The organism is Bacillus paramycoides, from assembly GCF_001884235.1.
Taxonomy (GTDB): domain Bacteria; phylum Bacillota; class Bacilli; order Bacillales; family Bacillaceae_G; genus Bacillus_A; species Bacillus_A paramycoides.
Window position 1 is genome coordinate 1 of the sequence record NZ_MAOI01000051.1, and the last position, 15,446, is coordinate 15,446.

Consider the following 15,446-nt stretch of genomic DNA (forward strand, 5'->3'; position numbering starts at 1 on the left):
ATCGCCGGTTCGACCCCGGTCGGGACCGCCATTTTATATAAAGAAAAGAACGAAACAAGTTGTTTCGTATTTTTTTATTTGTTTTAACAAAACTAATAAAGACAGTCAAACTATCCTTAGGAAAACTCCTAAGGACTTTTTTATATATTCAAAACCTGTATAATAAAGAGCAGAGAACATTGTGAGTAAAGTAGGTGAAGTCTGTGAGCAAATATGAAATAACAACAAAATCTTCCGAAGAAACCCAGAGATTATCAGAAAAATTAGGGGGACTTGTAAAGGCACAAGATGTAATTATTTTAGAAGGTGATCTTGGAGCTGGCAAGACGACTTTTACAAAAGGATTAGCAAAAGGTCTTGGAGTGAAAAGAGTCGTAAATAGTCCTACCTTCAATATTATTAAAGAATATAAAGGAAGATTACCGCTATATCATATGGACGTGTATCGTTTAGCGGAAAGTGAGGAAGATTTAGGATTTGATGAGTATTTCTATGGTGAAGGGATTACAGTAGTAGAATGGGCTCATTTAATAGAAGCATATTTACCAAATGAGAAGTTACAAATTAGCTTATTCCATGCTGGAGACGATACAAGGAAAATTGTACTCGAGCCAATTGGAAATCGCTATATTAGATTATGTGAGGAGCTATTACAAGATGAAAGTACTAGCAATTGATACTTCAAATTACGTAATGGGCGTATCCCTTATTGAGGAAGACAACGTGATTGGGGAAATCATTACAAATTTAACAAAAAACCATTCTGTACGCCTTATGCCAGCTGTAGAACAACTATTAAAAGAATGTGGTGTAAAACCGAAAGAATTGACTAAAATCGTTGTAGCAGCTGGACCAGGATCATATACAGGTGTTCGTATAGGGGTAACAGCTGCAAAAACATTAGCTTGGTCACTTCAAATACCGATTGTAGGTGTATCAAGTTTAGAAGTAGTGGCTGCAAACGGTATTAATTTTAATGGATTAATCTGTCCTTTATTCGATGGACGACGTGGGCAAATTTATACTGGGTTATATACATATGAAGGAGAGAAGTTAACTTCTATAGAAGAAGACCGAATTGTTCTTATTGTTGATTGGTTGCAAATGTTAAAAGATAAAGGGCAACCTGTTCTATTTATTGGTAACGATGTTAAATTGCATAAAGAAACAATTGTAGAACATTTAGGTGATCAAGCTGTATTTGCTCCATTTACTAAGAATAACCCAAGACCAAGTGAGTTAGCATTCTTAGGATTACAAAAAGAAGAGCAGGATGTGCATACGTTTGTTCCTAGTTACCTTCGTTTAGCTGAAGCTGAAACAAAATGGTTAGAAAGTCAAAAGAATTAGGGGTCTATAGAAAATGGATATGATATTTAGAAAGATGGCACTCGATGATATTGCTCAAATTGTAGCTATTGAAGAAGCATCTTTTTCAACTCCTTGGACTGCAGATGCCTTTCACCGTGAATTAGAGACGAATGAACATGCACATTATGTTGTGTTAGAAAAAGATGGTCTCGTAATTGGATATTGTGGATTGTGGATAATTCTTGATGAATCACATATAACAAATATAGCTATCCTGCCAGAATACAGAGGTCAAAAGCTAGGAGATGCCTTATTGAAAGAAGTCATTTCTGAAGCGAAAGGATTAGGAGTAAAAACAATGACTCTTGAAGTACGCGTGTCAAATGAAGTAGCAAAGCAGTTATACAGGAAATACGGATTTCAAAATGGTGGGATTCGTAAACGATACTATGCAGACAATCAGGAAGATGGTCTTGTAATGTGGGTGAATATATAATGGAAAAAAATACGATTATACTTGGTATTGAAACAAGCTGTGATGAGACAGCGGTAGCGGTTGTTAAAAATGGAACGGAAATCATTGCGAACGTCGTTGCATCACAAATTGAAAGTCATAAGCGTTTTGGCGGAGTTGTACCAGAGATTGCATCCCGTCATCATGTAGAAGAAATTACAGTTGTGTTAGAAGAAGCTTTAAAAGAAGCGAACATCACTTTTGAGGATATTGATGCAATTGCTGTAACGGAAGGGCCAGGTTTGGTTGGTGCGCTTTTAATAGGTGTAAATGCAGCAAAAGCAGTGGCCTTTGCTCATGATATTCCTCTAGTTGGTGTTCATCATATCGCTGGCCATATTTATGCGAACCGTTTAGTAAAAGAAGTGCAATTCCCGTTACTATCACTTGTTGTGTCTGGTGGGCATACAGAGCTTGTTTATATGAAAGAACATGGTTCATTTGAAGTGATTGGTGAAACGCGAGATGATGCAGCGGGAGAAGCTTACGATAAAGTGGCCCGTACATTATCAATGCCTTATCCAGGTGGTCCTCATATTGATCGCCTTGCGCATGAAGGAAAACCAACAATTGATTTGCCTCGTGCGTGGCTGGAACCTGATTCGTATGATTTCAGCTTTAGTGGATTAAAATCAGCAGTTATCAACACTGTGCATAACGCAAAACAACGCGGTATAGAAATTGCACCGGAAGATTTAGCAGCAAGTTTCCAAGAGAGCGTAATAGATGTACTTGTAACGAAAGCGTCTCGTGCAGCAGATGCTTATAATGTAAAGCAAGTGCTTCTTGCTGGTGGAGTAGCTGCTAATAAAGGGCTTCGTGCACGTTTAGAGGCAGAATTTGCACAAAAAGAAAATATTGAGCTAATTATTCCGCCTCTATCTTTATGCACAGATAATGCAGCGATGATTGCGGCTGCAGGTACAATTGCATACGAACAAGGAAAACGCGCGACATTAGCTTTAAATGCAAATCCAGGATTAGATATTGAAGCATAGTTATGCACAAAATTAACCACAGCTTGTGGATAAAACCCGTATTATCTGTTGATAATACGGGTTTTTTTGTGTACATAAAATGTGTATAACTTTTCGTGTGGTTGTGGATAATGTGGAAAAGTTATTTTGGGGTTTATATTATAAAGGTGGATATGTGCATAAACTTGTGGATAAATGAGGTGAAGTCTGACCTTTAAATATATTCTTTTTTGGGAAATAAAAAACAAGGTAACTTTAGTCAATTAAGTTACCTTGTTAGAGCTATTTTATAAATGTAGTTCTTCCCATTCTGCTATACAAGCTTCAAGTTGTTCTTGTAGTGTGTGCTTTTTAGTTGTAATTTCACTAGCCTTTTCATAATCTGCATATATTTCTGGTAAGCAAAGCTGATCTTCTAATGTAGCAATTTCTTCTTCTAAGCCTAAGATATTTTGTTCTAGTTCTTCAATTTTTCGAGTACGTTGACGCTCTAACTTTTTACGTTCTTTTTCTTCGAGATAATTTAATTTTTCTTGTGCAACTACTTTTTGAACAGGTACTTCATCTTCTTGCTGTTCAAATTCTGCACGCTCAATCATTTCATTTTTCTTTTCAACGTAGTAATCGTAATCACCTAAATATTCTTGTGCACCTTCTGTTGATAACTCAACAACGGTTGTCGTTACGCGATTAATAAAGTAGCGGTCATGTGAGACGAATAGAAGAGTACCTGGATAATCAATTAAAGCATTCTCCAAAATTTCTTTACTATTTAAATCAAGATGGTTCGTTGGCTCATCGAGAATTAATAAATTTGATTTTTGCATCATGAGTTTTGCAAGAGCTAATCGAGCCTTTTGTCCACCACTAAGAGAAGATACTGGTTTTAATACATCATCCCCTGTAAATAAAAAGTTGCCTAGTATAGTGCGAATTTCTTTTTCGGGTTGCAGGGGATATTCATCCCATAGTTCATTTAAAACTCGCTTAGAAGATGTTAAGTTGGCTTGCTCTTGATCATAATAACCAACAGATACATTTGATCCGAAAGCAACGTCTCCGTGTAATAGCTGTAACTTACTCACAATGGATTTTAATAATGTGGATTTTCCAATTCCGTTCGGTCCAACTAATGCAACACTGTCACCGCGAGTTAAGCGCATATTTACATGTTCAATAATCGGTTCCTCGTCATAGCCAATAGTTGCATCTTTTACTTGCAAAACATCATTTCCACTTTGTTTTTCAATATCGAAGTGGAAGGAGGCTGATTTAGAATCACCTAATGGTCTAGTTAATAATTCCATTCTGTCTAATTGTTTACGGCGACTTTGAGCGCGTTTCGTCGTAGATGCACGAGCGATATTTTTTTGAACAAAGTCTTCAAGTTTAGCGATTTCATCTTGTTGTTTTTCATAACGTTTCATCTCTTGCTCATATAATGCTGATTTTAAGTCTAAATATTTACTGTAGTTACCAACAAATCGTCTGCTTTCCTTATTAGAAATTTCGTATACTTGTGTAACGAGTTTATCTAAGAAATAGCGATCATGGGAAACGATTAAAATCGCACCAGGATAACCTTGTAAATATTGTTCAAGCCACGTTAGTGTTTCAATGTCCAAATGGTTTGTAGGCTCGTCTAAAATAAGTAAGTCTGGTTTAGTTAATAATAATTTCCCAAGAGCTAAGCGTGTTTTTTGTCCACCACTTAATGTAGAAATTGTCGTCTGGTGCGTTTCAACTGGGAAGCCAAGACCACTTAAAATTGAGCGGATATCCGCTTCGTACTGATAACCACCTTGATCTTTATAATCTAATTGTAATTGGTCATAATCAGCTAATAATCTCTCATATGCAGCCGCATTTGAAAAGTTTTCTTCTTTTCCCATCTCTTGCTCTAGCCTTCGAAGTTTTGTCTCCATTTGCTGTAGATGTGTAAAGACGGTTAACATTTCATCCCAAATTGTTAAAGATGTTTCTAATCCGGTATTTTGAGCTAAATACCCAATTGAGACATCTTTCGGCTTTATAATTTCACCACCATCATGAGATAACTCTCCGGCAATTATTTTTAATAATGTAGATTTCCCGGCCCCATTTCGGCCGACTAATGCGATACGATCTTTTGTTTGTACTTCCAATTTTATGTTTGCGAGAATTGTTTCTGCACCGTATAATTTCGAAAGTCCATTCACTTGTAATAAAATCAATGTTTTCACCTCAAATAATTTCTTAACTTTGCCATGTTTATATTTCTCAATCATACTAAAAATAGTGTATAGTTTAAAATAAAGAGAGAATACTTCTTCTCTTTATTATACAAGGAAATTCATGAGTGCTAAACTTCTGAATTTGATTCGAGTATATGAATAAAGATAGGAAGAGAGGAGAGGTTATATGGATCAGCAGAAAATTCCACAGGCCACTGCTAAACGATTGCCTCTATACTATCGATTTATCCAAAACTTATCTCTTTCTGGTAAGCAACGTGTTTCATCAGCCGAATTGAGTGAAGCGGTAAAGGTTGATTCCGCAACTATTCGAAGAGATTTCTCATACTTTGGAGCGTTAGGGAAAAAAGGGTATGGATATAACGTGAATTATTTATTATCATTTTTCCGTGAAACACTCGACCAAGATGATATAACACGTGTAGCGCTTATTGGAGTAGGTAATTTAGGGACCGCTTTCTTACATTATAATTTCACGAAAAACAATAATACAAAAATTGAAATGGCATTTGACGTTAGTGAAGAGAAAGTTGGAACAGAAATCGGAGGAATTCCTGTATATCATTTAGATGAATTAGAAGAGCGTTTATCAACTGATATACAAGTGGCAATATTAACGGTACCCGCTACAGTAGCGCAGGCTGTGGCAGATAGATTGGCAGAAACGAACGTGCATGGTATTTTAAATTTCACGCCAGCACGATTAAATGTGTCAGAGAATATAAGAATTCATCATATTGATTTAGCTGTAGAGTTACAAACGCTTGTTTACTTTTTGAAAAATTATCCACAATAAAACGCAGAGGAGACAACCTCTGCGTTTTATTATTGTTTTTTCTTTGTGAATTTGACTAAGATAAGGCGAAGTGACAAATTAAAATCAATTGTTGCCATAACTGCAAATAGTATTGTCCACATATTCCAGATTGTATCTGTCACGTTCGTAATGGCGAAGCGTGTGAAGACACATCCAAGAAGGAAGTACAATGCAGCCATGAACAATGGTGAGTTTCTCATATTAAAAATCCTCCGATAAAGCCTTGCATTTTTTCAGCCTCTTTAATCATTTCTTGAATTTGCTCATTACTTACTACAACTTGAGCGACTGCAACTAATGTATTCATTGCAACATGAGCTGCAATAGGAACGATAATTCGTTTCGTTTTTACGTATAAAAAGGCGAATACGAGCCCCATAGAAGTGTATACCAATAAGTGAGTAAAATCAAAATGAATCGCCGCGAATACAAGCGAACTAATGATAGCTGCAATAAAGAAGTTAAACTTCTTATAAAGTGTGCCAAATAAAATTTTTCTAAATACGATTTCTTCTAAAATAGGCCCTATTATAGATATAACAATAAGGAACCAAGGTGTCGTTCTTGCGATGTCCATAAGCCTTGCTGTATTCTCAGATCCAGGTGTAATCCCTAATAAACGCATTTCAATCATACCGGCAATACTTTGTGAGAACAGTGCTAAGAAGAACCCGATAATAATCCATCCAATTGTAGCTGGAGCAGAAGAGCGCATTTTATCTAAATGCCGGTCACGAATATCTGTTTTAAGTAACCAAAGTACGATACATAATGCAATAAAGAAGCTAATGATTGCCCAATGGCCAGTTATGATTTGACCTTTTTCCTCAATGGTAAATTCTCTATTATCATAGAGGCCTGTTTTTAGGAGAAGTGGTAATCCAACAATCCCAGATAATTGCATTAAAATGTATGTAACGATAATCCACCAATATTGTTTCTTCAAATGGCTTAACCATCCTTTCTAACTCTAGTGTATGAGATAAGGTAGGATAACATGTAAATATCCTATCTGTGATATAAACGTTCAATCATATTATGATTTTTTTGTAAATCTGTATTTAAAAATGAAATAGGAGACAGGAAAAAGTTGTACGTGTAGCGAAAACAACTTAGGGTGTCTTTCATATTGTAACATACGAGAAGTGGAAACAACGATTCATATAGTAAAGGTAGTAGAAGAAACAACAATTCTATATAGAAACGTTTATATAGTAATTTGCGAAAAAATTATGATTTTTTTACTTGCAAAAGAAATTGAGATTATTTATTATTATAAGTGTGTTAGCACTCGGGAGAGTTGAGTGCTAATAAATAAAATTTACATAACAAAATGAGGAGGTTATTGTTCATGCTAAAGCCATTAGGTGATCGCGTTGTAATTGAACTTGTTCAAGCAGAAGAAAAAACAGCAAGTGGTATTGTATTACCAGACACTGCAAAAGAAAAACCACAAGAGGGTAAAGTTATTGCAGTAGGTACTGGTCGAGTGCTTGAAAATGGTGAGCGTGTTGCTTTAGAGGTAGCAGCAGGTGATCTTATCATCTTCTCAAAATATGCAGGTACTGAAGTGAAATACGAAGGTACAGACTACTTGATTTTACGTGAAAGTGACATTTTAGCAATTATTGGTTAATTATATACATTTAAAAATTCAAGGGGGTCAATTATTATGGCAAAAGATATTAAATTTAGTGAAGAAGCACGTCGTTCGATGCTTCGCGGTGTCGACACTCTTGCAAACGCAGTAAAAGTAACACTTGGACCAAAAGGTCGTAACGTTGTACTTGAGAAAAAATTCGGTTCACCACTTATTACAAATGATGGTGTAACAATTGCAAAAGAAATCGAATTAGAAGATGCATTCGAAAACATGGGTGCGAAATTAGTAGCAGAAGTTGCTAGTAAAACAAATGACGTAGCTGGTGATGGAACGACAACTGCAACTGTATTGGCGCAAGCTATGATTCGTGAAGGTTTAAAAAACGTAACAGCTGGTGCTAACCCAATGGGTCTTCGTAAAGGTATCGAAAAAGCTGTTACTGTTGCAATTGAAGAATTAAAAACGATTTCTAAACCAATCGAAGGTAAATCTTCAATCGCACAAGTAGCTGCTATTTCTGCTGCTGACGAAGAAGTAGGTCAATTAATCGCTGAAGCAATGGAGCGCGTTGGTAACGACGGCGTTATTACTTTAGAAGAATCTAAAGGATTCACAACAGAATTAGACGTAGTAGAAGGTATGCAATTTGATCGTGGATATGCATCTCCTTACATGATTACTGATTCTGACAAAATGGAAGCAGTTCTTGATAACCCATACATCTTAATTACTGATAAGAAGATTTCTAACATCCAAGAAATCTTACCAGTATTAGAGCAAGTGGTACAACAAGGTAAACCACTTCTTATCATTGCTGAAGATGTAGAAGGTGAAGCATTGGCTACATTAGTAGTGAACAAACTTCGTGGTACATTCAATGTAGTAGCTGTTAAAGCTCCTGGATTTGGTGACCGTCGTAAAGCAATGCTAGAAGATATCGCAATCTTAACTGGTGGCGAAGTAATCACTGAAGAATTAGGACGTGACTTAAAATCTGCTACAGTTGCATCTTTAGGACGCGCTGGTAAAATTGTTGTAACGAAAGAAAACACAACTGTAGTTGAAGGTATTGGAAATGCACAACAAATCGAAGCTCGTATCGGTCAAATCCGTGCGCAATTAGAAGAAACAACTTCTGAATTCGATCGTGAAAAATTACAAGAGCGTCTTGCAAAACTTGCAGGTGGCGTAGCGGTAATTAAAGTAGGTGCGGCAACTGAAACTGAGTTAAAAGAGCGCAAACTTCGTATTGAAGATGCACTTAACTCAACTCGTGCAGCAGTAGAAGAAGGTATCGTTGCAGGTGGTGGTACGTCACTTATGAATGTATACACGAAAGTAGCTTCTATCGTAGCTGAAGGCGACGAAGCAACAGGTATCAACATCGTACTTCGTGCACTAGAAGAGCCAGTTCGTCAAATCGCAATCAACGCTGGTCTAGAAGGATCTGTAGTTGTAGAGCGTCTAAAAGGCGAAAAAGTAGGCGTTGGTTTCAACGCAGCTACTGGCGAATGGGTAAACATGCTTGAGACTGGTATCGTAGACCCAGCAAAAGTAACTCGTTCTGCACTTCAAAACGCAGCATCTGTTGCAGCTATGTTCTTAACAACTGAAGCTGTAGTTGCTGACAAGCCAGAACCAAATGCACCAGCAATGCCTGACATGGGCGGCATGGGCATGGGTGGTATGGGCGGAATGATGTAATTCCGTTCGCTCGAAAAACATCCACTTCTATATAGAAGTGGATGTTTTTTTGTGTTTTTGAGAAAAGGAAAATAATTTCTGTAGAATTTTGTCGCTTTCTCTCTTGACCATATTGATACTTCATTGTTAGAATCTAGGAAGATAATATAAAACGATCCTTCATATATCCTCAATGATATGGTTTGAGAGTCTCTACCGGGTTACCGCAAACAACCTGACTATGAAGGCAGTGTGTCTTATATTTATAAAGAGCGGAGACTATCTTTCTTTATAAAGCCAGACCCCTGCCTTTTCTTTGTTATGAGACTAGAGGCGGAGGACTGGCTTTTTTTATTATATTGGTAATGCTTTTCGCCAAATTGGTGAAAATATTTATATACGAGAACTAACGTTGGGGTGATTATTTTGAAGAAACAGCACGATACAATTATCGTTTTAGATTTTGGGAGTCAGTACAATCAGTTAATAGCACGTCGAATTCGTGAGTTCGGTGTATACAGTGAACTTCATCCACATACAATTACTGCAGAAGAAATTAAAGCAATGAATCCAAAAGGGATTATTTTCTCTGGTGGACCAAACAGTGTATACGGTGAAGGTGCATTACATTGTGATGAAAAAATCTTTGAACTAGGATTACCGATTTTCGGTATTTGTTACGGTATGCAACTTATGACACAACACTTCGGTGGTAAAGTAGAGCGTGCAAACCACCGTGAGTACGGAAAAGCTGTTCTTAAAGTAGAGAACGAATCAAAATTATATGCGAACCTTCCAGAAGAGCAAGTTGTATGGATGAGTCATGGTGACTTAGTAACTGGTTTACCTGAAGGATTCGTAGTAGATGCAACAAGTGAGTCTTGTCCAATTGCTGGTATGAGCAATGAAGAGAAAAACTTATACGGTGTACAATTCCACCCAGAAGTACGTCACTCTGAGCACGGTAACGATTTAATTAAAAACTTCGTATTCGGCGTATGTGGTTGTTCTGAAGGATGGAACATGGAGAACTTTATCGAAGTAGAATTAGAGAAGATCCGTGAAACTGTTGGAGACAAAAAAGTACTATGCGCACTTAGTGGCGGTGTAGACTCTTCTGTTGTAGCAGTATTAATTCATAAAGCAATCGGTGACCAATTAACATGTATTTTCGTTGACCACGGCTTACTTCGTAAAGGTGAAGCAGAAGGCGTTATGAAAACATTTAGCGAAGGCTTCCATATGAACGTTATTAAAGTGGATGCACAAGAACGCTTCATGAACAAGTTAAAAGGTGTAGAAGATCCAGAACAAAAACGTAAAATTATCGGTAACGAATTCATTTACGTATTTGATGATGAAGCTTCTAAATTACAAGGTATGGACTTCTTAGCGCAAGGTACACTTTACACAGACATCGTTGAAAGTGGTACAGCAACTGCACAAACAATTAAATCTCACCATAACGTTGGTGGACTTCCAGAAGACATGCAGTTCAAATTAATTGAGCCTTTAAACACTTTATTTAAAGATGAAGTACGCGTATTAGGATCAGAACTAGGAATTCCTGATGAAATCGTATGGCGTCAACCATTCCCAGGTCCAGGACTTGGTATTCGTGTATTAGGTGAAATCACAGAAGAGAAATTAGAAATCGTTCGTGAATCTGATGCGATTTTACGTGAAGAAATTATAAAAGCAGGATTAGACCGCGAAATCTGGCAATACTTCACTGCGCTTCCTGGTATGCGTAGCGTAGGTGTTATGGGTGACGAGCGTACTTACGATTACACAGTAGGTATCCGTGCAGTAACATCTATCGACGGTATGACAGCTGACTGGGCACGTATCCCTTGGGACGTATTAGAGAAAATCTCTGTACGTATCGTAAACGAAGTAAAACACGTTAACCGTATCGTGTATGATGTAACGAGTAAGCCACCAGCAACTATCGAGTGGGAATAGTATTATAAAAAAAGATCCATCTATCGTTTATGTATAGATGGATCTTTTTGTTTCTACTCTTAATACGAACGAAAATATAAAAGTTTATAAAAACGTTCGTTTTTAAATTGACAAAAGTACCTTATCGAGTTAATATGATTATGTAATTGATGCGAAAAGTGAATATTATAGCCGTCGTATAATATCGGGGATATGGCCCGAAAGTTTCTACCTAGCTACCGTAAATGGCTTGACTACGAGGCGTTTTTATAAAGATGAGGGGAAACTTGTCTTTGTTTATAGAACGCTTCCATGTATATGCAATGGAAGCCTTTTTTATTTTTATAGATAAAAGAGGGCTAGGGTGAAATGCGGCGAGTAATCATATAACGGGGGAAACGTAGGATGAAACGCTATTTTCAGTTTGATGAGCTCGGTACGAATTATAAGACTGAGTTCATAGCAGGGTTAACGACATTTCTATCTATGGCTTACGTACTATTTGTCAATCCTGCTACGCTGTCACTTGGAAATGTTAAAGGGTTACCAGCAGGTACAGGGATGGATCCAGGTGCAGTATTCGTTGCTACAGCATTAGCAGCAGCGATTGGTTCGTTAATTATGGGTATTTTCGCAAAGTATCCAATTGCTTTAGCACCAGGTATGGGAATTAACGCGTTCTTTGCTTATACAGCAGTGTTAACGATGGGTATTCCATGGCAAACAGCAATTGCTGGAACATTAATGTCAGGTATTATCTTTATTATTCTTACTGCTTCAGGTATTCGTGAAAAAATCATTAATGCTATTCCAGCAGAGTTAAAATTTGCGGTAGCAGCAGGTATCGGATTATTCATTGCCTTCCTTGGATTTCAAAATGCCGGAATTATCGTAAAAAATGATGCTGTTCTTGTTGGATTGGGGGATTTAACAAAGGGCACAACGTTACTAGCGATTTTTGGAGTTGTTACTACAATCATTTTCATGATTAAGAAAATAAATGGTGCAGTTTTCTACGGTATGATCCTTACAGCAATCTTAGGAGTAGCAACTGGATTAATTGATACACCGAAAGCTGTAGTGGGAGCAATACCGAGTCTAGAACCAACGTTCGGGGTAGCGTTAACTCACTTTGGAGACATTTTCACTGTTCAAATGGGGATTGTTATTATAACGTTCTTCTTTATCGATTTCTTTGATACAGCAGGTACGCTTATGGCGGTTGCGAATCAAGCAGGATTAATGAAGAACAATAAATTACCACGTGCAGGAAAAGCGTTATTTGCAGATGCGATCGCAACTGTAATTGGTGCAATTCTAGGTACATCAACAACAACGTCTTATATTGAATCTTCTGCAGGGGTAGCGGCAGGTGGGCGTTCTGGATTTACAGCAGTTGTAACAGCAGGGTTCTTCTTGCTAGCACTATTCTTCTCGCCATTACTAAGTGTTGTAACGCCAGCTGTAACGGCACCAGCTTTAATTATTGTCGGGATTTTAATGGTTTCTTCTTTAGGAGAAATTGACTGGAAGAAATTCGAGATTGCAGTACCAGCATTCTTTACTATCATTTCAATGCCACTTACGTATAGTATCGCGACAGGGATTGCGATTGGATTTATCTTCTATCCAATTACAATGGTTGTGAGTGGTCGTCGTAAAGAAGTTCATCCAATTATGTATGTTATGGGAGTTTTATTCGTACTATATTTCATCTACGTTCGTAAATAGAAGGGGTTTTTCAAAGGTCTAGACTTAAGGGGAGTCTAGACCTTTTTTGCGTCTTCAGAAAATCTTAAGGATTTCCGAGCGTTTTTCTTCAGAAGTTTTCCTATAATAGAAGTTAGGGATTAAAAAAGTGATGGGGGAGATATTGTGGCACACGAAACAATACTTGTCGTAGATGATGAAAAAGAAATTCGGAATTTAATTACAATCTATTTAAAGAATGAAGGATATAAAGTACTACAAGCAGGAGACGGAGAAGAAGGATTGCGTTTACTAGAAGAAAATGAAGTACATCTAGTTGTATTGGATATTATGATGCCAAAAGTAGATGGTATTCATATGTGTATGAAAGTAAGAGAATCGAAAGAAATGCCGATTATTATGCTTTCGGCGAAAACGCAAGATATGGATAAAATTTTAGGATTAACAACAGGTGCAGATGATTACGTAACGAAACCATTTAATCCGTTAGAGTTAATCGCAAGAATTAAATCTCAGTTACGTCGTTATATGAAGATGAATGGTTTTGCTATTCAAAATGAGGACGAGTTAGAAATTGGAGAGATGAAAATAAACATTTCAACCCATAAAGTTATTGTGGATAGTGAAGAAGTGAAACTGACCCCGAGGGAATTTTCAATTTTAGAATTACTAGCTCGTAACCCGGGTATGGTCTTTAGCGCGGAACAAATTTATGAAAAGGTTTGGAACGAAAGATCTTTCCAGTCTGATAATACTGTAATGGTGCATATTCGGAAAGTGCGTGAAAAGATTGAGGAGAACCCGAGAAAACCTAGATATATAAAAACAGTGTGGGGAGTGGGGTATAAGATTGAAAAAGATATTTAATCCATTTACTTATATTAGGAAAGCTAGAAAGTTAATTGAGAAATTAGTGAAGAGTGTGCGGAAGAGTATACGAATTCAATTGATTACTACTTTTGCTGCTTGTGCATTATTAGGAGTTTTTTTTGCAAAGGGAGCTGCACCATTTTTTGAGAATGCAAATCGTCAAGCGACCATCGATTATCGGGCTGGTATGGAGGATATTAATCAACAAGCTCAAAGGGTGGCAAATAGTTCGGTTCATGAAAATAAATTAGAAGCTATATCCAATATGATCGAAATGGAGAATCAAAATTTAGAGCGAGGAAATAGAGCTTTAAAAATATTGGTTACGGATGAGAGTGGTAAAGTTTTATATAAAACGAAGCAGGCGCAAGAAGAGCAAATCGATTTGCATAATACGATTCGTAATGCAGCATCATTTGCGATCAACTATTCAAATGGTCGAAATGTATTTGAAAATACGAGAAAAGAATTTATAGCTTTTTCACCTATTACAATTGAAGGAAAGAATTTATACATGTTTGTTAGTGGGATTCCAGGTGGTCAAGTAATATATGATACGCAAGAAGGACCATTTCCATTTTTCATAGGTGTACTTGTATTCATTTTCTCTTTCTTCTATATAACAAAGAGAAAGATGAAGCAAATTGAAGCGATGGCACTAGGTGTAAAGGAAATAGAAAAGGGGAACTTAGCTTACCGTATTGAGAAAAAAGGTGAAGATGAGATTGCAGCTTTAACTGAGAATATTAACAATATGGCAGAAGAGCTTATGAATAATATAGAAAAAGAACGTAAGTTAGAAAAGCAGAAAAACGAGCTTATTACGAATGTATCTCATGATTTACGTACGCCACTTACTTCTATTATGGGTTATTTACGATTACTTCGAGATTCTAAATATGAAAATAAAGAACAACATGATGAGTATACAAGAATTGCTTTTGCAAAGTCGGAGCAGTTAAAGAATTTAATAGAAGATTTATTTGAGTATACGAAGTTAACAAATGAACAAGTTGTGCTAGAAAAACAAGAAGTATGTGTAAATGAGTTGCTTGAGCAATTAATAGAAGAGCTAGTACCACAGGCGGAAGAGCATGGACTTACATTTGTTAAGAAATTTCCTGAGGAACGTGCATATGCAACAATTGATTCGGAAAAGATGGTCCGTGTATTCGATAATTTACTAATGAACGCGATTAAGTATAGTAAAGATGACGGAGAGATAAAGGTTTCACTGCAAAGGCAGCGTAGGGATATACAAATTGTTATTGCGAATCATAGCGAAGAGTTTACGAGAGAAGAGTTAGGGAGTTTGTTTGAACGTTTTTATAAGAAGGATCAATCTCGAAGTAGAGTAACAGAAGGATCGGGACTTGGATTAGCTATTGCGAAAAGTATTGTTGAATTGCAAGGTGGTAGTATTCGAGCTGAATATGAGGATGGTATTATTCAATTTATCGTCTCGTTACCAATTATAGAAAAATAATAAATGAATAGAATGTCATATGATAAAAAGGCTTATTTTAAAAGAAATAAGTCTTTTTATATTTTTTTAGAAAAACATATTGACGATTAGAGTTTAGAGGTGTAGTATTATACGAGTCGCCGATAGCAACAACGCAGAAAGCGACAAACGAAATGAAAAACTTAGTTGACATCAATTAACGAAAGTGTTAACATAAGGAAGTCGCAAATGAGCGGCAAAGTAGTTCTTTGAAAACTGAACGAAACAAACAACGTGAAACGTCAATTTTTATTTTTAGATGCTAGACAAACTAACTTT

General features: G+C 36.7%; 14 protein-coding genes and 2 riboswitches. Of the genes, 11 read left to right on the forward strand and 3 right to left on the reverse strand.

The annotated features are described in order from the left end of the window. Positions 1-203 precede the first annotated feature (203 nt). Genes tsaE through tsaD form a run of 4 tightly spaced genes read left to right on the forward strand, consistent with a single transcriptional unit; the run spans position 204 to position 2,823 of the window. On the forward strand, positions 204-677 hold the full coding sequence (gene tsaE, locus BAU28_RS08195; protein ID WP_002113433.1) for a tRNA (adenosine(37)-N6)-threonylcarbamoyltransferase complex ATPase subunit type 1 TsaE: 474 nt from the start codon (positions 204-206) through the stop codon (positions 675-677). Further along, positions 658-1,350 carry a tRNA (adenosine(37)-N6)-threonylcarbamoyltransferase complex dimerization subunit type 1 TsaB gene (gene tsaB / locus BAU28_RS08200; protein WP_071718299.1) on the forward strand — a complete coding sequence of 231 codons (693 nt, stop codon included), beginning with the start codon at positions 658-660 and terminating at the stop codon, positions 1,348-1,350. The genes tsaE and tsaB overlap by 20 nt, the downstream gene beginning before the upstream one ends. Before the next feature lie 13 nt (positions 1,351-1,363). Then, positions 1,364-1,807, forward strand: coding sequence for a ribosomal protein S18-alanine N-acetyltransferase (gene rimI, locus BAU28_RS08205; RefSeq protein WP_071718300.1), 444 nt, complete (start codon positions 1,364-1,366; stop codon positions 1,805-1,807). Beyond that, entirely contained in the window at positions 1,807-2,823 is a 1,017-nt protein-coding gene (gene tsaD, locus BAU28_RS08210; RefSeq protein WP_025149411.1) for a tRNA (adenosine(37)-N6)-threonylcarbamoyltransferase complex transferase subunit TsaD, read from the forward strand. Before rimI ends, tsaD begins: the two co-directional genes overlap by 1 nt. Positions 2,824-3,089: 266 nt before the next feature. On the opposite strand, the gene BAU28_RS08215 is transcribed toward tsaD, so the two are convergent. Continuing rightward, positions 3,090-5,015: an ABC-F family ATP-binding cassette domain-containing protein gene (locus tag BAU28_RS08215; protein WP_208610962.1), complete on the reverse strand. Its 1,926-nt coding sequence runs from the start codon at positions 5,013-5,015 to the stop codon at positions 3,090-3,092. Between the two features lie 187 nt (positions 5,016-5,202). On the opposite strand from BAU28_RS08215, the gene BAU28_RS08220 reads away from it, so the two are divergent. Next, positions 5,203-5,832, forward strand: coding sequence for a redox-sensing transcriptional repressor Rex (locus BAU28_RS08220; protein ID WP_002174584.1), 630 nt, complete (start codon positions 5,203-5,205; stop codon positions 5,830-5,832). Between the two features lie 29 nt (positions 5,833-5,861). On the opposite strand, the gene BAU28_RS08225 is transcribed toward BAU28_RS08220, so the two are convergent. Continuing rightward, positions 5,862-6,053 (reverse strand): YdiK family protein, encoded by a 192-nt coding sequence (locus BAU28_RS08225; protein WP_048375976.1) that lies wholly within the window; start codon positions 6,051-6,053, stop codon positions 5,862-5,864. After that, on the reverse strand, positions 6,050-6,799 hold the full coding sequence (locus BAU28_RS08230) for a CPBP family intramembrane glutamic endopeptidase (RefSeq protein ID WP_071718302.1): 750 nt from the start codon (positions 6,797-6,799) through the stop codon (positions 6,050-6,052). The genes BAU28_RS08225 and BAU28_RS08230 overlap by 4 nt, the downstream gene beginning before the upstream one ends. Positions 6,800-7,204: 405 nt before the next feature. Here BAU28_RS08230 and groES point away from each other — a divergent pair, with 405 nt between their 5' ends. The 6 genes from groES to ampS all read left to right on the forward strand — a co-directional run bounded on the left by groES (position 7,205) and on the right by ampS (position 15,149). Further along, on the forward strand, positions 7,205-7,489 hold the full coding sequence (groES, locus tag BAU28_RS08235; protein WP_000917305.1) for a co-chaperone GroES: 285 nt from the start codon (positions 7,205-7,207) through the stop codon (positions 7,487-7,489). Between the two features lie 36 nt (positions 7,490-7,525). Then, complete coding sequence (gene groL / locus BAU28_RS08240; protein WP_048375983.1) at positions 7,526-9,160, forward strand: chaperonin GroEL; 1,635 nt, start codon at positions 7,526-7,528, stop codon at positions 9,158-9,160. Between the two features lie 139 nt (positions 9,161-9,299). Further along, positions 9,300-9,401, forward strand: a riboswitch (purine riboswitch). 164 nt (positions 9,402-9,565) lie between these two features. Then, entirely contained in the window at positions 9,566-11,104 is a 1,539-nt protein-coding gene (gene guaA / locus BAU28_RS08245) for a glutamine-hydrolyzing GMP synthase (RefSeq protein WP_000743914.1), read from the forward strand. A gap of 154 nt (positions 11,105-11,258) precedes the next feature. Further along, a riboswitch (purine riboswitch) is annotated at positions 11,259-11,360 on the forward strand. Between the two features lie 128 nt (positions 11,361-11,488). Continuing rightward, positions 11,489-12,814, forward strand: a complete 1,326-nt coding sequence (locus BAU28_RS08250; protein ID WP_048376011.1) for an NCS2 family permease — start codon at positions 11,489-11,491, stop codon at positions 12,812-12,814. A gap of 144 nt (positions 12,815-12,958) precedes the next feature. Further along, entirely contained in the window at positions 12,959-13,660 is a 702-nt protein-coding gene (locus BAU28_RS08255; protein WP_071718303.1) for a response regulator transcription factor, read from the forward strand. Beyond that, positions 13,644-15,149: an aminopeptidase AmpS gene (ampS, locus tag BAU28_RS08260; protein WP_071718304.1), complete on the forward strand. Its 1,506-nt coding sequence runs from the start codon at positions 13,644-13,646 to the stop codon at positions 15,147-15,149. The genes BAU28_RS08255 and ampS overlap by 17 nt, the downstream gene beginning before the upstream one ends. Positions 15,150-15,446: the final 297 nt, after the last annotated feature.